This is a genomic window from Flavobacterium sp., from assembly GCF_031363805.1.
In the GTDB taxonomy this organism is placed as follows: Bacteria; Bacteroidota; Bacteroidia; order Flavobacteriales; family Flavobacteriaceae; genus Flavobacterium.
In genome coordinates, this window is record NZ_JANLVD010000130.1 from 1 (window position 1) to 22,489 (window position 22,489).

Sequence of the window (22,489 nt, forward strand, 5' to 3'; positions counted from 1 at the left end):
AAAACCCAAAAAGCATTTTCAACGGTAGCTGCATTGGTAAGAATACACCTGATAAGCAATCTTGATGTGTTTTGGGTAATCGAAAACAGCCGAAGAACCTATACAAAACGACAAAAAAGAACCAAACCTGCAAATATTCAAACCGCATTATTCTAATACATAGAGGGGTGGGGTTTTGTTTTAAAAATTAAACCATAGCATTTGCTAGGGTTGAGAGCATTTTATTGCCTTATTTTTAGGTTCGTCGGTTGATAGTGATTTAATATGTTTGCTAATTTTTATAAACAGTTGTGCTTGGCTGGATGAAAGTGAACATCAAAAAATTATTGAACAATATGAAGTTGGTTGGAATGACCTTGAATCCAATCGCGCAATTTTGAAAAAAATTGAAAATTCCGAAAATTATTATAATATAATAGTTAGTGATTATGTATTTGCAGTTGGACATAACGAAAGTTATATTATAGCAAATCAACACCAAAATTTTAATGCTGAAACTAATTACTATTTGATTGATATTAATAAAAAAAACACGATAATTCAAAAGGAATTCATGGCCCTTTAAACAAAGCTGAATTCGAAAAAATTAAAAAAAAATTGAATATTGAAAACCTAAATTTCGACATGATTTTTAAAGACAAACCCCGCTCAGCAAAGAGTAAATAAACTACAAAACTGTTCTGGAAATGTCTTTGACTTTACAGCCATAAAGTAAGTACTAGCTCCTATCCATAAAAATGTTTTTTAATTAAAATGATATAAAAACTAAGAATAGACACAAACAAGAAACTTGCACTAGCGAGGTGAAAATATAGAATTAAAACAAATACAAATTTTCATTAATAACAATGCACAAAACATTTGAAATAATAACAGAAATCGTTGGCTGGATACAAATTGTATTATCTCCTACTTTAATTGGAATAGCATTCGGTTTGGGAATTTACTATAATTTCCCAAACAATTATGGGTTGGTATTTGGAATATTTATTGCATCAATTGGATTAATTATCGAAATTATTTGGGCAACAAAAAAGTTTAAAACAACTGGAACAATTCATTTTCTGTCAAGAATAAGTGCAATTCCAGAATTAGACAATTTCGAAAAAATTGAAAAAGAAAAATTGAATATTAAAAGTAAATAATTGCCAAAAAATAATAGCAAATTTTGACTAACATAAATAATATTTAGAAGGTTAGATACAATCCTATATCCACTCTCACAACTTCTCCTTCAAATATTTCCCAGTAATCGATTTTTTGTTTTTAACAATTTCTTCCGGAGTTCCAATAGCCAGAATCTGTCCACCGTTTTCACCGCCTTCAGGACCCAAATCAATCACCCAATCGGCACATTTTATCATGTCGAGATTATGTTCAATCACAATGATAGAATGACCTTTTTCAATTAAAGCATTAAACGATTTGAGTAATTTTTGAATATCATGAAAATGCAAACCAGTAGTTGGTTCATCAAAAACAAACAAGGCTTTTTCTTTTGTAGCACCTTTCACTAAAAATGTGGCGAGCTTAATTCGTTGCGCTTCACCACCAGAAAGTGTCGAGGATGATTGTCCCAATTGGACATATCCCAAACCAACATCTTGTAATGGTTGGAGTTTTTGAGAAATTTTAGTCTGTTTGGTTTCAATAAAAAAAGTAAGCGCATCGTCGATTGTCATGGTTAAAATATCATCTATATTTTTTCCTTCAAATGTAACTTCTAGGATTTCCTTTTTGAATCGTTTGCCACTGCAAGTTTCGCAAGGCAACGACACATCGGCCATAAAAACCATTTCAACATTGATGGAACCTTCGCCTTTGCATATTTCGCAACGACCACCATCAACATTAAAAGAAAAATGCTTGGCTTGGTAACCACGATTTTTGGATAATTTTTCTTTGGCATACAAATCGCGAATATCATCGTAAGCTTTAATATATGTGACAGGATTAGATCTTGAACTTCTACCAATTGGATTTTGATCTACATATTCGATATGGTGAATTTTGTGATAAAAACCACGCATTTCCGTAAACTGTCCAGCCTTTTCACTCACGCCATCAATCTTTTTTTGCATGGCTGGAAAAAGAATTTTTTTGACCAAAGTACTCTTTCCAGAACCCGAAACGCCAGTAATTACGGTAAGCATTTCCAATGGAAATTTAACATCTACGTTTTGTAAATTATTCTCGCGAGCTCCCAAAATTTCGATATAGGTAGAAGATTTTCTTCGGGTTTTGGGAACTGCAATTTCTAAATCGCCATTCAAATATTTTGCTGTTAATGAGGTAGATTTTAATATTTCGTCAAAAGTACCTTGCGCGACCAACTCGCCACCAAAAGTTCCAGCTTCTGGACCAATATCGATAATCATATCCGCGGCTTTCATAATATCTTCGTCGTGTTCCACAACAATAACTGTATTGCCTAAATTTCGTAAAGAAAGTAAAACTTCAATTAGTTTTTCGGTATCTTTTGGATGTAAACCAATACTCGGTTCGTCCAAAATATACATGGAGCCCACCAGTGAGCTTCCCAATGAAGTTGCCAAATTAATGCGTTGCGATTCACCGCCAGAAAGTGTTGCTGAATTTCGATTTAAAGTCAAATAATCCAAACCAACTTCTTGTAAAAATGACAATCGATTGTTAATTTCAATCAATAATCTTTTAGCCACTTTCACATCATAATCTGACAATTTTAAATCTTTAAAAAATAAAACAGTATTTTTAATAGATAAATCGACCAAATCGGGCAGTGTCTTCCCTCCTACTTTTATGTTATAAACTTCTTGACGTAATCGTTTTCCTTTGCAAGCATAACATTTAGTTTTTCCGCGATAACGAGAAAGCATGACACGATTTTGAATTTTATAATTTTTTTCTTCTAATTCTTTAAAAAAACCATTTAACCCTTCAAAATATTTATTTCCTTTCCAAACTAAATCTTTTTGAGCATCTGTCAGCTCAAAATAAGGTTTATGAACGGGAAAATCAAATTTGTGACTATTGTTGACCAATTGGTCTCGAAACCAACCCATACTTTCACCTCGCCATGGAAAAATAGCATTTTCAAACACAGATAAAGCTGTATTTGGAATAACCAATTCCGGATCAATTCCAATAATATTTCCGTAACCATCGCAAACTGGGCAAGCTCCATAAGGATTATTAAAGCTAAACAAATGCACATTGGGTTCCAAAAATGACAATCCGTCCAATTCAAAATTGGAACTGTAAGTATATTTTTTCTTGGAATTTACTTCTTGCAAATAGCAAATTCCTTTGCCTTCATAGAAAGCAGTTTGTACCGAATCTGCCAATCTGTTATAAAAATCTTCTTCTTCTTTGACTACAATTCTGTCAATAATCAACAAAATATCTTTATTGTCCAAGGAATGTTCCTCTAAAGCATCCAATCGAACCAATTCATTTTTAACTAAAATACGAGCAAAACCTTGTTGCAACAATACTTTGAGCTTGTCTTCCAATTTCCTGCCTTCTTCCAAATGAATTGGTGCCAGAAGCAACCATTTTGAGTCCAATTCAAAAGTTTTGACTTCATTTATAACATCGGAAACAGTATCTTTTTTTACTTCTTTGCCAGAAATAGGAGAAATAGTTTTTCCAATTCGAGCGTAAAGCAACTTTAAATAATCATAAATTTCGGTAGAAGTTCCTACGGTAGAACGCGCATTTGTAGTATTTACTTTTTGTTCAATGGCAATGGCTGGCGCAATACCTTTTATATATTCTACTTTTGGTTTATCCAACCTGCCCAAAAATTGTCGCGCATAGCTCGATAAGCTTTCTACATAGCGTCGCTGTCCTTCTGCATACAAAGTATCGAAAGCCAAGGAAGATTTTCCGGAGCCAGAAAGCCCCGTGATAACCACTAATTTATTTCTTGGAATGGCAACATCAAGGTTTTTCAGATTGTGAATTTGAGCACCTTTTATTATAATATTTTTTTTTGGTTCTAGCTTCGAAATATCTTGATGAATCATATAAAAAAGTCAATTTTTACAAAGGTAATTAATTCTGTGTTGACAAATGTTAAAGATTTAAAACTAATAATTTTATGCTATTTAAACGTTTTTATATTAATGTCATAAATTTTCAGCTGAGTTTTTGCATATATGCTAATTTTATCTCTTTTTTATTTTATAAATAGATATTTAGCATTAAATAATGCTTCGCAAACGTAATAGTTACCCATTCATGACCACAACATTTAAGATTGTAGTTTTTAATTATTGATTGTGTTTACTATTTGCAAACCCTTAAATACGTTGATAATACTGTTATAATCAATGTAAATGATTACTAATATTTTCGGTATAGTTTTTATATACTTTCAATTTAATGATTTCTTTACAAACAACCCTAAATTTGAGAGTATAAAATAATCAAAATATTATGAAAAAAATTACACTATTCATTTTCTTAACTTTTATTTCGTTAGGATATTCTCAACAACAACAGTACAATTTAGGTTTTGAGCCAGGAACACCTTCTGGAATTTTAAGTAACTGGGCAACTTTCGAAAATCCGAATCCAGTTGCAGATATAGTCACTAACCCAAATCCTAATGGAACAAATACCTCTGCAACTACAAAGGTTTTAAAACTTAACATGGTTCAAAGTTCTGCATGTTATGGTGGCGCTGTAAATTTTCATTCCACTTTAGGAACTTGGAATTTAAATTCAACCATTTTATCAAATAAGACCTTAACCATGCAAGTAAACAAAAGTATTGTTGGAAAAGTGGGTATTAAATTTGGAAACGCAACTAATGGAACCGTATTTGAAATTAAAGACAATCAAGGTCTGGTTTCTACTGTTAATCAATGGGTTACTTTATCGTGGGACATTTCAGCATACAATGCTGCAGACAATGTGAACATAGATCAAATGGTTATTTTTATTGATTGGAGATGTACAGGTGAAATAGCAAGACCTTCGGACGTTCAATTATTAGTAGATAATATTTCATGGGGAGCAAATAAACTAACGGATCCAGCTGTACCAACTTGCTCTGATGGTATTCAAAATGGAGATGAAACAGGTGTAGATTGTGGTGGAACTAATTGTCCAGTTTGCATTCTTGACCCAACAGTGTCTGCACCAAGTCCACTAGCGCCAGCAGCTAATGTACGTTCTGTTTATAGTGAAACATATCCTGCAATAAATACTGTTTCTAATTTTATTTTTAACGCTTTTCAAGGAGCTGGAACTATTTCAGAAGTTGATATACAAAATAATGGTAATAAATCTGGTAAAATAAATGGGCTATCATATTATGGAGCTCAATGGACTGCTACAAATATCAGTTCCTTTGGTTATGTACATTTAGATTATTATGCAACAACTTCTAATAATTTTAATTTTTATTTAATAGACCAAAATGCTAATATCCCTGGAGGAAACCCAGCTGAACCTAGATATAGTTTTGGAGGAACAACACCAAATGCTCCACTTGTTAAAGGTTCATGGCAAAGCATTTTTATTCCATTATCTCATTTTAGTAGTTTTAATACAGGTAGTTTTACATATAATCTAAATAATATTTATCAATGGAAATTTGATGGCAATGGAACAGTTTATTTTGATAATATCTATTTTAGTACTACCAACTTAGCAACTTCTACTTTCGAAAATTTAAATGTAAGAATGTATCCAAATCCTGCAAATAGCGTTTTGAATATTGATGCAAAGTCTAATATCGAAAATGTTTCAATTTACAACCTTTTAGGTCAAGAAGTAGTTTCTAAAACTATCAATAACCAAAATGCTTCAATTAATATCTCGAACCTACAAAGCGGTATTTATATCGTGAAAACTTCGATTGGAGGAAAAATTGCAACATCAAAGTTGATAAAAGAATAAACTTTTTTGTCCCAATGAAAAAGTTAAAAGCACGTTTTTTATAAAACGTGCTTTTTTTATGAATAAAAATTTCATGAATAGTTAACTAAGTTATTAATTTGTATAAATATTTATATCAAATAATGATCAAATTTAAATCATCGATTTTTTTCTTTTTACTTTTTATTAATAGTATTGGTTTTTCTCAAGATTTGCCACCTATTATAAAATATTCATCCACTGTTTACGGTGCTGGAAATCAAAACTGGATGATTTCACAAGATTCAAATAGGTTTGTTTATTTTGCTAACAATGACGGGTTGTTGGAATATAATGGATCAAACTGGACGTTATATCCTTCGCCAAATGAAACCATTATTCGATCGGTAAAAGTAGTTGAGGACAAAATTTATACGGGTTGTTATATGAATTTTGGATATTGGAAAAGGCAATCAAATGGGCAACTTAAATATTTCTCGTTATCGAATGCTATAAAAAATAAAATACTTGATGATGAACAATTTTGGAATATCATAAACTATGATCAATGGATAGTTTTTCAATCATTAAGTAGAATTTATATATATGATACAAAAACTTCGGACATAAAAATTATTACTCCAAAAAATAATATTACAAAGATATTTAAAACCAATAATTCTATATATTATCAAGTATTAGAGGAAGGATTGTATGAAATTGAAAACGGAAAAAGTAAAATTGTTTCGAATAATATAATACTCCAAAAAAATAAAATAGCCGCTATTTTTTCCAAAGATGACGCCTTACTTATACATACACAGTTAAAAGGTTTTTATAAACTTACAGATAGTAATTTATCGAAATTTGTTACAAAATCTGATGCTCAATTGGAAACTAGTAGCATTTATAGTAGTCAAATGCTTTTTGATGGAAGTTTTGCCGTAGGATCGGTTTCAAATGGGATTTTTATCCTTGATGAATTGGGTAATAATAGATATCATATTGATCAAAATAAAGGACTTAGCAATAATACAGCTTTATCTTTATTTGAAGATTTAGACAAAAACCTTTGGATTGGATTAGATAACGGAATTAATTGCATCAATTTACAATCTCCCGTTAGAAGTTATTCAGACAATGCTGGTGTTCTAGGAACCATTTATAGCTCAATATTTTATAATAATAAACTTTATTTTGGTACAAATCAAGGATTATTCTGTAAAAATATTAATAGTGGTAATGATTTCAAATTAGTAAATGGTACAAAAGGGCAGGTATGGTCACTATTCGAATATGAAGGAACACTTTTTTGTGGTCACGACTCAGGAACTTTTGTTATTGAAAACGAAATAGCAAAAAATATTTTTTCACAATCAGGTACTTGGAAGTTCGCTAAAGTCCCAAATCAAAAAAACGTATTATTACAAGGTAATTATTACGGTATTTCGGTTTTGTGTAAAGTTAATAATGAATGGATTTTTAAGAATAAAATAAATGGATTTAGCTCGTCGTCAAGGTTTTTAGAAATTTCAAATGCTAATAATATTTATGTAAGTCACGAATATAAAGGTATATTTAGACTAAATGTCAATTCAAAACTTGATAAAGTCTTGAAAATAAATACTTATGATAATCCTTCAAAAGGTAAAAATTCCAGTTTGGTAAAATATAATAATGAAATTTATTATGCTTTTAAAGAGGGTGTTTATAAGTTAAATTCTAAAGCACAAAAGTTTGATAAAGATGCCGTTTTAAGTTCGGTATTTGAAAAAGATGAATACACTTCTGGAAAAATAATTGTAGATGAATCAAATAAAATTTGGTTGTTTTCAAAAAATTATATCAATTATTTCTCTTTAAGCAAATTAAGTACACAACTTAAACAAAATAAGATTCCAATTCCAGCCTCTCTAACAAACTCATTGTTGGGTTTCGAAAATATAGCTCAAATTTCAAAATCAATTTATCTAGTTGGTACATCAAACGGGTATTACACTATAAATATTAATGATTTAAGCTTTAAGAATTATAAAGTCTCCATAACGAATGTTAGCAATAATAAATTAAATGAAAAAATAGTTAATTACCCTATTGATCAAAAAGGCAATTTTAATTACAAAGAAAATAACATCACCTTAAGCTATACAGTACCCGAATACGATAAGTATATAAATGCAGAATACCAGTATTTACTAGTAGGTTTCCAGGAAAAGTGGAGTGAATGGAGCTCAAAATCAACAGTTAATTTTAAAAATTTACCACCTGCCAATTATACATTTGAAGTACGTGCAAAAGTAGCAAATTCTCAACCTGAAAATATTGCTATTTATTCATTTGCAATTACAAAACTTTGGTATTTAACAAATTTTGCTTTGATTATTTATTTTTTAGCCATTTGTTTTTTCGGCTATTTTATTAATAAAACTTATGGAAATTACTACTCCAAACAAGAACAAAAACTAATTGAAGAAAACAATTTATTACTGGAAATAAAAGAATTAGAAAACGAACAACAATTAATGAAATTGAAAAACGAACAATTATCAATAGATGTTGATACAAAAAACAGAGAACTAGCAGTATCCACAATGAGTTTGATAAAAAAAGACGAATTATTGTCATTAATCAAAGAAGATTTAAACAAAACCTCAGACGAAGCAAGTTTAAGGAGTATAAAGTCTGTAATTAAAACTATTAATAAAAATATATCTGATGATAATACTTGGAACATTTTTAAAGAAGCATTTGATACTGCTGATAAAGACTTTCTGAAAAAAGTAAAACAAGCACATCCATCTCTAACTCCAAATGATTTGCGTTTATGTGCTTACTTGAGATTAAATTTGTCATCTAAAGAAATCGCACCATTATTAAACATATCAGTAAGAAGTATTGAAATAAAACGATATCGTTTGCGTAAAAAAATGGAATTACAACACGAGAAAGGACTTGTTGATTATATACTTTCCATATAATCAAAAAAGCACCTATTCATTTAACTATACATTACCACAACAAAAATAATTTAAGATCAGTTTTTACAATATGAATCAATATAATTTAAAACGTTAAATTGCTGTTAACTACGATATAATTTGATGGAGACCAAAAAATTACTTCTGTGTATATTTTTTGTTGAGGTTTATTTAGTGTTAAAACCATTATTTACCAATACTTTTATATTTCTATCAATTAAATGTTGATAAAAATACATTTTATTAATTTTTTAATGCATTTTTTTACCAAATACCTAAATAAGCACATCGTATGAAAAAAATCTTTTTTTTACTAACCTTTTGGTTTTGTTTTTCCAGTACTTATTCGCAATCTGACAAGGTAATAGTTGACAAGTCCGATTCAGGATTTAAACTTAAAGTTAACGGAAGCGATTTTATGATAAATGGAATGAACTGGGATTATTGTCCAATTGGGAATAATTATTCCTACAGTTTATGGAAACAACCCGACAATATTATTAAGGAAGCTTTAGAGGACGAAATGTCATTGCTTAAAAATATGGGTGTAAATACCATAAGGGTGTATTCGGATACACCCAAAAGATGGATAGAATATATTTATGCCAATTTTGGAATTTACACAATGCTAAATCACACTTTTGGTCGTTATGGTTTAACTTTAAATGGCTCTTGGGTTGTTAATACTGAATATTCTGACGCTACAACTCGCGAAGTACTTCTTGGAGAAGTTACGCAAATGATAAAAGAGTACAAGGATACCAAAGGGCTACTTTTATTCCTATTAGGAAATGAAAATAATTATGGACTATTTTGGGATGGAGCTACAACAGAAAATATTCCTGTAGAAGATAGAGCTTCAACTAAACGTGCTCGTTTTATGTACAAATTATTTAATGAAGCTGTCGTGGCTATGAAACAAATAGATACTTCACATCCAATAGCAATTTGCAATGGGGATCTATTGTTTTTAGATATTATTGCAGAAGAATGTAAGGATATTGATATTTTAGGAGCTAATGTTTATCGTGGTGTTTCTTTTGGAGATTTTTTCGACAAAGTAAAAAAAGAAACAGGTAAGCCTGTTTTATTTACAGAATTTGGGTCAGATGCTTTTAATGTTATTTCAAATGAAGAAGATCAAAAATCACAATCCTACTATTTGAAAAATAATTGGAGAGAAATTTATGAAAATGCTGCGGGTCTTGGTAAATCTGATAATTCTTTAGGCGGTTTTACTTTTCAATTCAGTGATGGTTGGTGGAAAACGGGTCAAACCGTAAATTTAGACATACACGATAATTCAGCTTCTTGGTCTAACGGGGGTTATCAAAAAGATTATGAAGAAGGCGCAAATAATATGAATGAAGAATGGTTTGGAATTTGCGCCAAAGGACCAAGCAATTCAAATGGTTTATACCAATTGTATCCACGTTCTGCGTATTATATTTTAAAAGAAGCACATCAACTCAATCCGTACGCAGCGGGAACAAGTTTAAATGCTATAAAATCTCATTTTGATGGAATTCAACAAATGGACGCAACTTTAAAAGCCAGAGGTGATAAAGCAGCTTTGGATAGTAAAAAAGGCGATAAAATTAGATTTAGTAGATTATCAGCAGAATTTACAATATTCAATACAGGTGGGAATTTAATTACAACACCTAAGAATGAGGTTGTAAACAATACCACATATCCGAATCAATTGGGATTTGACCATATGCAATCCTATTTTATTGGTGTAGAGGGCAATCCATCAGCCAATTCAAAAGTAAATGTTGAGTTTAATATTCTAGGAAATGTAGCTAAAAATCCTATTGATCAAATATTTTACGAAAATCGAGGACTTCCAATAGCTCTAAACAGCAATAACGGAAACGTAACACTAGACTCAAATAACAGAGTTCAAGTTTACAAAGCCAGTTACAATTGGAATCATAAGCTATTTAATTTAAACGGATTTTATAGAACAGGACATTACCACTGGGGCTATGAAGGCGATTTCTTCGGATTATATCCAGAGGCCAACTATGGTCCACAAATCGATGTTTATAATGGTGCGGCTCCTTTTGGTTTTGAAGTAGAAGGAAAAAAACTGTTTAAGGGTTTAAAATTAGCCTTTGGACCACAACTTTGGTGGGGTGCAAATCCAGCTTTATTACTTAAATATTCTAAAAAAATTGGAAAATTTAATGTTACGGGGATTTTTCACGAAGATATTGCCGAACAAAGTTTAACCCAGAGTTCATTTGCAATTCCTCAACCTAAAACCAGAAGGTTAACCTTGCACATGAACAGAAAAATTGGTAATATAGGAATTGATTTTGGAGGTATTTGGGGAGGTCAACCATTGAATGGAAGGGATTATCAGGTTCAAAGAGGTGAAGAAGGAAACTACAAGGCATTTCAAAATCAAATTGACACTAAGGATAATTGGGGAGGAAAAGTAAAATTTACTTACCTAGGAGGAAGTTTTAATTGGTACGGACAATCTGCTATTATGGGATTAGTAGCAAACGGTGGTGCAGATTATACGCAAACCTTTTCAGGATGGCGTTTAAAAGATAGCGGGAGCGGAAATCAATACAACTTTTTAAGTGGTTTTACCTATACTGTTGGCAAATTACAAATTGCACCTAACTTTCTATGGCAAAAACCAATTGAAGGACCAATGAATACAAATGTTCCTGCGCCTGGAAGACCCAGAAATATTCTTGATGATCCTTTTATCGTAAGAGGTAACAGAGAGCAAGTAGCAGGTGAATTACTATTTACTTACGATCCAACCCCTGGTACTTGGATGTACGATTGGGATAATGATAGAACAGAAGATTCTAAATTCTCCATAAGCGCAGGTGTAGTTTTCCGTCGTTTGCCAACCACACAAGATGCAGCTATTGGAATTTTCCCTAACGGAAGAACTACTTTTGCTTTTTCAGGCGCAGCTCCTGCTAAAAATTTGTATGAAATAAATACCCGTTTAGTATCAAAATTCAACAAAGATCTAGGTTTTATTGTTAATATTTATGGTGGTGAGGGTCAAGCAAACGGAAGTGATGCTAGAACAATTAACCGAATCGGTATGGATATTCGTATGATTTATAATAAAATTAAGTTAAGCACTTCTTCAAAAATAAATGACTGGGGTCCATACGATTACCACCGAGATTTTAATCTAACTTTTCCTGTTCAGTTAATGGCAGATATTTCTACCGAAATTGGAAAACCTGATTGGTTTGTATTACCAAGTACACGCATAGGATTGCGAGGTGCATGGCGTTCATTAGACAAGTATTCACCAAGATACAATCCAGCACAAATGTTAGACGGGACAGGTAATTTTGTACCTAATCCAAATGCAATAGGTTTTCCAAACGGTCAGGAGTGGGAAATTAGAACCTATGTTCTTATAAATATTGGAAATTAAAAAAATATAAATATTATGAAATCAAACCTTAATTTTGTAAAAATTTTATCTTTATTGATGATTGCAATGTCCTTTTCAGCATGTGAAAAAGACCTAAATGATTTGGAAGAAGCCAGTTATCCAATTAATCCTGAAGTTTTTATCGATGGATTTAGCCATGGACTAAACTTTGCATCATTTGGTGGCGCAGTACCAACGGCTTTTCAAGTTGATAATGAAATAACTTATAGTAATTCTAGCGCTTCCATGCGTTTTGATGTGCCCAATGTAAACGATCCTAGTGGAGCTTATGCAGGAGGTTCTTTCTTTACTTCTGTTGGAAGAGACTTATCAGGTTACGATGCTTTAACTTTTTGGGCAAAATCTTCTAAAGCTGCAACAATTGATGTAGTTGGTTTTGGAAATGACTTTGGAGCCAATAAATATCAAGGTTCAATTTCTGGATTAACTATAAGTACAGCTTGGAAAAAATATATAATACCTATTGCAGACGCTTCAAAATTAAAAGCAGAAAAGGGAATGTTTTTTATATCCGAAGGACCAGAAGGTGGGGTTGGTTATACATTTTGGATAGATGATGTAAAATTCGAGAAATTAGGAACTATTGCACACGGTAAAGGCTCTATTTTTGATGGAGTAGATAAAGTGGAAACCTCTTTTATAGGAGTTTCAAAAACTATAGATGCTTTGATTTCAGTTTTTAATTTACCAAATGGAATCAATCAGCCAGTAGCAGTAACTCCTTCTTATTTTGTATTCTCATCTTCCAATACATCAGTAGCTACAGTTGATGAGCTGGGTAAAATATCAATTATTGGAACTGGTACAGCTAAAATAACTGCTAAATTGGGAGATACATTAGCAATAGGATCTTTAACAATAAATTCTTCTGGTACATTTATTAACGCTCCAACACCAACAAGGAATGCGTCTAATGTTATTTCAATTTTTAGCGAAACATACCCTAATGTTCCGGTTGATTACTATAATGGATATTATGCCCCTTATCAAACCACACAATCAGCTGATTTTACTGTGGGTACTGACAATGTTTTAAATTATACTAATTTTAATTTTGTAGGAATACAGTTTAGCGCACCTACAATCAATGCCACTTTAATGTCGCACTTGCATTTAGATATATTTATTCCAAGAGCAACACCATTACTGGCAGGTTCTAATTTTAAAATTGAAGTAAACGATTGGGGTTCAGATGCAGCTTTTGGCGGAGGAAATGATGTAACTGGTTCTCGTACTTTTTTTACGCCTACCTTAGTTTCTCAAAATTGGATAAGTTTAGACATACCCTTATCAAGTTTAGCTGGTTTAACAAGAAAAATTAACTTGGCTCAAATAATATTGAGTACAACAAATACAAATATTTCAACTTTTTATGCAGATAATATTTATTTTTATAACGACGGAAGTATAATTCCAGCTGTACCAACTGCAGCTGCTCCTACTCCTTCAATTTCAGCTGCAAATGTTACGTCTATTTTTAGTGATGCTTATACTAATGTAGCAGGATCTGATCTAAATCCAAATTGGGGACAAGCTACTGTTACTACACAGGTACCAATCGCAGGTAATAATACACTTAAATATGCTGGACTTAATTACCAAGGATTACAAATTGGAAGTAGCCAAAACGTATCAACTAAAAACTTTTTACATCTAGATTATTATACAGCAAATTCAACAAGTTTAAAAGTATATCTAATAAGTACAGGGCCTGTAGAAAGACCGTATACCCTAACAGTCCCATCTTCGGGTACTGGTGGTTGGAGAAGTGTAGACATTCCTTTAACTGCATTTGCTCCAGTAAATATGAGTGATATAATTCAATTAAAATTTGATGGAAATGGCGATATTTATTTAGACAATATTTATTTCCGTAATTAATTTATAAAAATAATGATATGAGAAACTTTTTAAAAAATAAGATATATAATTTGCGAATATTTGGCTTAATTTCAACTTTTTCATTTTCGTTAGTTGGTTGTAATTCTGACGACAAACAAAAAGTTGATCAACAAAATTGGCAATTATCTTGGAGCGATGAGTTTAATGGTGCCGCTGGAGCATCACCAGATGCAACCAAATGGGCTTATGATATAGGAACAGGAAATAGTGGCTGGGGTAATCAAGAATTAGAATATTATACCAATCGCACTGAAAACGTAGCTATGGATGGAGCAGGAAATCTAGTGATTACAGCCAAAAAAGAAAATTTTGGTGGATCAGCTTATACTTCAGCCAGAATAAAAACCCAAGCTTTGTTTGAACAAACTTATGGACGATTTGAAGCCCGACTAAAAACACCTTACGGACCAGGTATTTGGCCAGCTTTTTGGATGCTAGGATCTAATATAACAACTACAGCTTGGCCGCAATGTGGAGAAATTGACATAATGGAACTAAGAGGCCAACTTCCAAACATAAACAACGGCACAATCCACGGACCAGGCTACTCAGGCGGTAACGCCATAACAGGAACATACGCATTAAAAAACAGTCGTTATGATGTGGATTATCATGTTTTTGCAGTAGAATGGAATGCTGATAAAATGGATTTTTATGTTGATGATTATTTGTATCAGCGTATTGAAAAAAGTGATGTAGCTAAAAAAGGGGAATGGGTTTATGACAATCCATTCTTTTTAATTCTTAATATTGCGGTTGGTGGAAATTTTGTAGGTTTTCCTACCGAACAAACTCCTTTGCCACAAACAATGACGATAGACTACGTTAGAGTTTACAAACAAATTTAAATACAATTTTTACAAGTAATTCAGTCAAAATAAAATTTTCAAATTAGACCTTATTTTTTTAATAGAATTCTAATAGGAAATTTTGTTTTGTAATGATATGCAATTAAATTTTTTTACAAAACATAAGCAAAATCCAGACCTTGTTTAGAGATAATAAAAAGGAGATACAAACAAAATTATAACAATGGATATAGTAATTATACAAGGAGAGCAATTCTATAAAATAGTTAATAACGATAGTATGCGTCCTTTTTTTATGAGTATAGTAAGCGATTCTAACCATTGGATGTTTATATCTAGTAATGGAGGACTTACAGCTGGTAGAAAAAATGCAGAATTCGCTCTTTTTCCATATTATACCGATGATAAAATTACCGAATTTGCAGATATTACTGGTAGTAAAACTATTTTTCAAATCCATTACGAAAATAAAATCCATCTTTGGGAACCATTTTCGGAAAGATTTAATGATGGATATTCTATTACACGAAATTTATATAAAAATATATATGGTAATAAAATAATTTTTGAAGAAATATTCAATGATTTCAAATTAACATATAGATACGAATGGAATTCAAGTAATATTTTCGGATTTATCAAAAAATCTGAAATTATTAATGATTCCCAAAATGATTACGCAATTACACTACTAGATGGAATTCAAAATCTTTTGCCACACGGAGTACATAGCGATTTACAAATGAGTACCAGTAATCTAGTTGACGCTTACAAAAGAAACGAAATTATCGAAAAAAGTGGGCTCGGAATTTTTGCATTAAGTGCCATTATTGTTGACAAAGCAGAACCAAGCGAAGCACTTAAAGCCAATATTGCTTGGAGTTTAGGCTTAAATAATCCAACATATTTACTTTCTTCGATGCAACTTCCAGCTTTTAGAAAAAAGCAAACAATACTATCTGAAAAAGATATTAAAGGAGAAAAAGGTGCCTACTTCGTTTCCACTGAAATAGAATTGCTTAAAAACTCTAATAAGAATTGGAAAATTATAGCAAACGTTAATCAAAACCAATCTCAAATTATTCAACTTTGCGAAGACATTTTGAAAGATGAAGAACTTGAAAACAAATTAAATGACGATATTGAATTAGGGAAACAAAACCTAATTGCACTTAATGCTACAGCAGATGGATTGCAATTTACAGCCGACAAAAAAAAAGATACGCGTCACTTTTCAAATGTACTTTTCAATAGTATGCGTGGAGGAATTTTTGACAACAACTATCAAATAGAAAAAAAAGATTTTAGCTCTTATTTGTCTAAGGCAAATAAAAATACATTTCAAACAAATAAAATTTTTATAACTAACCTAAAAGAAGAATTTTCATATTCAGAACTGCAACAATTACTTTCTCATCAAACTGATCTCGATTTAATTCGTTTATGTACAGAATATTTACCACTCAAATTTAGTAGAAGACACGGCGATCCTAGCCGTCCTTGGAATAAATTTTCAATTAATACCAGAAGTGAAATTGATGGATCTAAAATTTTAGATTACCAAGGAAACTGGAGAGATATTTTCCAAAATTGGGAAGCGCTTGCATATTCTTATCCAGAATTTATTGAGGGAATGATTTTTAAATTTTTAAACGCTTCAACTTTTGATGGATACAATCCATATCGAGTTACCAAATCTGGTTTTGATTGGGAAACCATAGAACCAGACAATCCATGGTCTTATATTGGATATTGGGGTGATCACCAAATTATTTATCTATTAAAATTTTTAGAGTTTATAGAAAAGTATAGCCCTGGAAAGTTACATTCTTATTTTGAAAAAGACTGTTTTGTTTACGCCGCAGTGCCTTATACAATAAAACCGTACCAAAATATTCTTCAAAATCCTAAAGATACTATAGAATACAACCACGAATGGGATAAAAAAATTAATAATCGAAAACAGCAAAATGGTGCAGATGGAGCTTTGTTGAGGGACAACAATGAGGAAATTTATCACGTAAATTTTATCGAAAAAATATTAGCTACCGTTTTGTCTAAAATGTCTAATTTTATTCCTGAAGCTGGAATTTGGATGAATACGCAACGTCCAGAGTGGAATGATGCCAACAATGCATTGGTTGGCAACGGGGTTTCTATGGTTACACTCTATTATTTACGGCGTTTTTTAAAGTTTTTTCAAAATTTACTAGAAACATCAACACAAGAAAACATTAAAATCTCTAATGAAATGGTTGAATTTTATCACGCCATTAGAGAAAATCTAATCAAATTTAAACCCTTACTTAATACAACTATCAACAATCAAGACAGAAAAAATATAATAGATGCTTTGGGTAAAGCAGCATCAGAATATCGTTTTCAAGTATATAATAGTGGTTTTTGGGGCAAGAAAAGAACACATTCTATGCAAGGACTAAAAAACTTTACAGCAGTTTGTTTAGATTTTATTGACCATTCCATTAAAGCGAATCAGCGAGAAGATAAATTATATCACGCATATAATTTAATGTCTATACAAAATGATGAAGTAGCAATTTGTCATTTATCAGAAATGCTAGAAGGTCAAGTGGCTGTTATTAGCTCTGGATTTTTGAGTGCAAAAGAAAGCTTAGAAATTTTAAATAGTTTAAGAAATAGCACTTTGTACAGACCAGATCAACAAAGTTATATTTTGTATCCAAACAAAGAAATTCCAAAATTTTTAGAAAAAAATATTTTACCCAACAATAAAGTAATACAATCTAATTTACTAACAAACCTTCTTCAAAAGAATAACACACAAATTATCAATCAAGATTGTAAAGGCGACTATCACTTTAATGGAAATTTTCACAATGTAGCAGATTTAAAGCAAGCATTAGAAAGCTTAAAAAATGATGAAACCTATAAACTATTAGTTGAAAAAGAATCAGATTCAATTTTACAAATTTTCGAAGAAGTTTTTAATCATAAAGCTTTTACAGGAAGATCTGGAACATTTTTTGCCTTTGAAGGATTAGGTTCTATCTATTGGCATATGGTTTCTAAGTTATATTTAGCAGTACAAGAAGTTTGTATTAAAGCCATTGATGACAAAGAGAACGAAGCGGTTATAAAATCTTTAATTAAACATTTTGAAGAAATTGGCGAAGGAATTGGAATACATAAATCGCCAAATGTTTATGGTGCTTTTCCAACCGATCCATATTCTCATACACCACAACATAGAGGTGCACAGCAACCCGGAATGACTGGTCAGGTTAAAGAAGATATTTTAGTAAGAATTAGCGAATTAGGTATAAAATTAAGCGAAGGAAAAATTCAATTTCAACCTTTGATTTTAAATAAAAATGAATTTCTAAGTGAAAGTCAAAAGGTAAATTTTATAGCTGTTGATGGCACACAGAATTCCATTTTTTTAGAAAAAAACAGTATGGCATTTACCTATTGTCAAGTACCTATTATTTACACAATTTCAAGTGTTAATCAATTAAAAATCAGTTACAAAAATAGCAATGTTGAAGAAAATGAAGCAATGATTTTAGATGTTATTCAAAGTAAAAAAATATTTCAAAGAACAGGAGAGATTTCTCAAATAAATATTTCTTTTCAAGATAATTTCTTTAGAAAATGAAAAATATAATTTACCCAATATTGGCAATGAGTATAATGAGTTGTAGTGTTACAAAACAAATGAAAGTACAAGTTTACGAAACCTCGGCGAATGGGAATTCATTAAAAAAAATGGAAACTTTTTCAGAGAAAGAGCCTAATATAATAATTTCATTAAATCCTGAAGAAACATTTCAAACTATTACAGGTTTTGGAGGAGCTTTTACCGAATCATCAGCATATTTACTCAATAAATTAAGTGCTAAAAACAGAAAAAAAATATTGGAGGCTTACTTTAACGAAAAAGGAGCAAACTATTCATTAACAAGAACACATATCAATTCTTGTGACTTCTCTTTGAAACAATATGCGTACGCAATGGTTGATGGGGATAAAAATTTAGAAAATTTTTCCATTGACGAAGACAAAAAAAATCATCTTATACCTACAATTCTAGAAGCAAAATCTATTTCAAAAGACGGTTTCAATATTATTGCATCACCTTGGACTTCGCCACCTTGGATGAAAGACAACAAAAAATGGGTAGGCGGGAAATTATTACCTGAATACTATGATACTTGGGCGCTTTATTTTTCAAAATACATAAAAGCTTATAAAAAAGAAGGCATCAATATTTGGGGAGTAACAGTAGAAAACGAACCACACGGAAATGGGAACAATTGGGAAAGTATGCTTTTTACGCCTCAAGAAATGACCCGATTTGTACAAAATAATTTAGGACCAAAACTAGAAAAAGACGGTTGGAAAGATATCAAAATTTTAGGTTACGATCAAAATAGAGCTGGAATTAAAGAATGGGTCGACGAAATGTATAAAGACGAAAAATCATCAAAATATTATGCTGGAACAGCGATTCATTGGTATGAAAGCACTTATGAAGTTTTCCCAGAAGACTTACAATATGCACACAAAAAAGCACCTAATAAATACCTAATTCAAACCGAAGCTTGTGTAGATTCTGAAATACCACATTGGAATGATGACCTTTGGTATTGGAAAAAAGAAGCCACCGATTGGGGTTGGGATTGGGCAAGTGAGAAAGACAAATATTTGCACCCAAAATATGCGCCGGTCAATCGATATGCCAACGATATAATAGGTTGTTTGAATAATTGGGTTGATGGTTGGGTCGATTGGAATATGGTTTTAGACCGTCAAGGAGGGCCAAATTGGTTCAAAAACTGGTGCGTTGCGCCTGTAATTGTAGATGTTGAAAAAGATGAGGTTTATTTCACACCTTTATATTACACAATGGCACATTTTAGCAAATTTATGCGTCCAGGTGCGGTAAAAATTGGCTGTACAATTAATCATAAAGATATAATTTCTACGGCTGTAAAAAACCCTGATGGATCAATTGCCGTTGCTATTTTTAACCCAACAGATGAGGCTGTTGGTATAGAGATTAATTTAAATAATATTAAAAAAAGTATTTCTATTAATGCAAAAGCTTTGCAAACGGTGGTAATAAATTTATAACTAAAAATATTTAAAATATGTCAAATAACAATTCTACCACGAAGCAAATAGTTCCAATGAGTCAGAAAATAGCCTTTGGATTGGGTATGTTAGCCAACCAAATGTTTCCTGCAGCCCTAGGCATTTTTATGGTTGTATTGGTAGAAAATTTAGGCATGCCTTCTTGGATGTGGGGTGTTTTGTTTTTTGTACCAAGAATTGTAGATGCTTTTTTTGACCCAATTATGGGATTTGTTTCTGATAATACCAAATCGGTTTGGGGTAGAAGAAGGCAGTATGTTTTTATTGGTTCCATAATTATGGGAATTGCATTTATGATTATGTGGCAATTATATAGAGAAGATAGCGTATTATACAATTTCACCTTTTTTCTTATTTGGTCGCTTATATTTCATATTGGGCTTTCAATTTTCAGCGTTCCTTATGTAGCAATGGGTTATGAAATGAGTGATGATTTTCACGAAAGAACCAGTATTATGGCAATCTCGCAATGGATTGGGCAATGGGCTTGGGTAATTGCGCCTTGGTTTTGGGTAGTAATGTATGATCCATCTTGGTTTCCAAATGCCGATACCGCTACAAGAACATTATCCATTTGGGTAGGCATTATATTTATGATATTAGCCATGGTTCCAGCTATATTTATTAAAAGTAAATCAACCCAGTTCAATGATAGTTTAGAACCCTTAACTTTTAGAAATATTGGAGGAAGTTTAAAAGAAATTTTAATTAGTTTTAAAGAAGCATTTAGAAACAAGCCTTTTAGAAAATTATGTATTGCTACATTTTTTATATTTAACGCCTTCAATACAGTTGCTGGTTTTACCTTTTTTATAGTGGTATATTATTTATTTAACGGCGATACTGGTGCGGCAGGTATTTGGCCTACTCTTTTTGGATGTGGAGGTGCATTGGCAACTACTTTTATAGTAATTCCTATTGTAGCTTGGTTAGCAAAAAAAATGGAGAAAAAGAAAGCTTTTTTGATTTGTCAAGGCATATCTGTTTTTGGATACATTCTGCTTTGGTTCCTCTTTATTCCAGGTAAACCGTATATGTTTTTGTTTGCTTTACCTTTCTTTTCTTTTGGTATCGGAAGTTTGTTTACTTTAATGATGTCTATGACAGCAGATGTTTGTGATATGGATGAGCTGGAATCAGGTAAAAGAAGAGAAGGTGTTTTTGGTGCTATTTATTGGTGGATGGTAAAGTTTGGTTTTGCAATTGCAGGATTGCTAACGGGTGTAATTATGTCGGCAGTAGCTTTTAAGGCTGGTGCTCCAACGCAACCCGAAGGTGCTGTTACTGGCTTAAGACTTTTCTTTTCTGGTGTTCCAATTATCGGAACTTTGATTGCTATGTGGGTAATGAGAAATTATGACTTAACAGAACAAAAAGCAAGAGATATCAAAAAAGAATTAGATGCTAGAAAAGCACCATTAAAAAAGCAGTCTTCTGCATATCTTTCTGGAAAATTACTTTCTTTAAAGAAAAGTGAAAACACAATAAATAGAACTCTTGGCAATGATTTAAGTTCTAAAAACGACACCGAAATTAGAACACTATCTTCGGAAGTTTTAAATAATGGTTTACACGGTTTGTGTTTTAGCCCTTATTTAGAAGGACAACAAGCGGGTGATATTTTATCAGCAAATCAAATTCAAAAAAGAATTGATGTAATTAGTCCACATACCAAATGGATTAGAACATTTTCTTGTTCAGATGGGAACGAACTTATTCCAGAAATAGCAAAACAAAAAGGATTAAAAACCCTAGTAGGAGCTTGGATAAGTGATGATAAAGAAAGAAACGAAAAAGAAATTAACTCCCTAATTGCTTTGGCTAAAGCGGGTAAAGTTGACATTGCCGCCATTGGAAATGAAGTACTACATCGGGAAGAAATTTCGGAGCAAGAGTTATTACAATATATTAAGAGAGTTAGAGAAGCATTGCGAAGTATTATTCCTGTTGGTTATGTTGATGCTTATTATCAATTTCTTGAAAGACCAGCATTAGTTGATGCTTGCGATGTTATTTTGGCTAACTGTTATCCTTTTTGGGAAGGTGCAAATATTACACATTCACTTTCTTATCTTGACGGAATGATCGAACTAACACAAATAGTGGCTAAAGGCAAAAAAGTAATTATTACCGAAACGGGTTGGCCAAGTACTGGAGAGAATGTCGAATCAGCTCAACCATCTAATTTGAATGCAATGAAATATTTTATTTCTGTTCAAGAATGGACAAAAAATCAGGGTATTGAACTATTTTATTTTTCATCATTTGACGAATCTTGGAAAGTAAACCAAGAAGGCGAAGTAGGTGCAGCTTGGGGTATTTGGGATAAAAACGAAAAATTGAAATTTGATAATAAATAAGAACTA

General features: G+C 31.7%; 11 protein-coding genes. 10 read left to right on the forward strand and 1 reads right to left on the reverse strand.

Annotation, left to right across the window (positions count from 1 at the left end; translation table 11 throughout):
- Window positions 1–268: 268 nt before the first annotated feature.
- Both RMN92_RS07745 and RMN92_RS07750 read left to right on the forward strand, forming a co-directional pair.
- Entirely contained in the window at window positions 269–565 is a 297-nt protein-coding gene (locus tag RMN92_RS07745; RefSeq protein ID WP_309608894.1) for a hypothetical protein, read from the forward strand.
- Window positions 566–848: 283 nt separating this feature from the next.
- Window positions 849–1,145, forward strand: a complete 297-nt coding sequence (locus RMN92_RS07750) for a hypothetical protein (protein WP_309608895.1) — start codon at window positions 849–851, stop codon at window positions 1,143–1,145.
- Between the two features lie 75 nt (window positions 1,146–1,220).
- Here the strand turns inward: RMN92_RS07750 and uvrA are convergent, their stop codons facing one another.
- Entirely contained in the window at window positions 1,221–4,010 is a 2,790-nt protein-coding gene (uvrA, locus tag RMN92_RS07755) for an excinuclease ABC subunit UvrA (protein ID WP_309608896.1), read from the reverse strand.
- Between the two features lie 412 nt (window positions 4,011–4,422).
- On the opposite strand from uvrA, the gene RMN92_RS07760 reads away from it, so the two are divergent.
- The 8 genes from RMN92_RS07760 to RMN92_RS07795 all read left to right on the forward strand — a co-directional run bounded on the left by RMN92_RS07760 (window position 4,423) and on the right by RMN92_RS07795 (window position 22,483).
- Window positions 4,423–5,892, forward strand: a complete 1,470-nt coding sequence (locus RMN92_RS07760) for a T9SS type A sorting domain-containing protein (RefSeq protein ID WP_309608897.1) — start codon at window positions 4,423–4,425, stop codon at window positions 5,890–5,892.
- A gap of 122 nt (window positions 5,893–6,014) precedes the next feature.
- Window positions 6,015–8,828: a triple tyrosine motif-containing protein gene (locus RMN92_RS07765; RefSeq protein WP_309608898.1), complete on the forward strand. Its 2,814-nt coding sequence runs from the start codon at window positions 6,015–6,017 to the stop codon at window positions 8,826–8,828.
- Window positions 8,829–9,120: 292 nt separating this feature from the next.
- Window positions 9,121–12,255: a glycosidase gene (locus tag RMN92_RS07770; protein ID WP_309608899.1), complete on the forward strand. Its 3,135-nt coding sequence runs from the start codon at window positions 9,121–9,123 to the stop codon at window positions 12,253–12,255.
- A 15-nt stretch (window positions 12,256–12,270) separates the two neighbouring features.
- Window positions 12,271–14,157: a glycosyl hydrolase family 16 gene (locus RMN92_RS07775; RefSeq protein ID WP_309608900.1), complete on the forward strand. Its 1,887-nt coding sequence runs from the start codon at window positions 12,271–12,273 to the stop codon at window positions 14,155–14,157.
- Between the two features lie 17 nt (window positions 14,158–14,174).
- Window positions 14,175–15,026: a glycoside hydrolase family 16 protein gene (locus RMN92_RS07780; RefSeq protein ID WP_309608901.1), complete on the forward strand. Its 852-nt coding sequence runs from the start codon at window positions 14,175–14,177 to the stop codon at window positions 15,024–15,026.
- 184 nt (window positions 15,027–15,210) lie between these two features.
- Complete coding sequence (locus RMN92_RS07785; RefSeq protein WP_309608902.1) at window positions 15,211–18,624, forward strand: hypothetical protein; 3,414 nt, start codon at window positions 15,211–15,213, stop codon at window positions 18,622–18,624.
- Window positions 18,621–20,102 carry a glycoside hydrolase family 30 protein gene (locus RMN92_RS07790; RefSeq protein WP_309608903.1) on the forward strand — a complete coding sequence of 494 codons (1,482 nt, stop codon included), beginning with the start codon at window positions 18,621–18,623 and terminating at the stop codon, window positions 20,100–20,102. Before RMN92_RS07785 ends, RMN92_RS07790 begins: the two co-directional genes overlap by 4 nt.
- A 17-nt stretch (window positions 20,103–20,119) precedes the next feature.
- Window positions 20,120–22,483, forward strand: a complete 2,364-nt coding sequence (locus tag RMN92_RS07795; protein ID WP_309608904.1) for an MFS transporter — start codon at window positions 20,120–20,122, stop codon at window positions 22,481–22,483.
- Window positions 22,484–22,489: the final 6 nt, after the last annotated feature.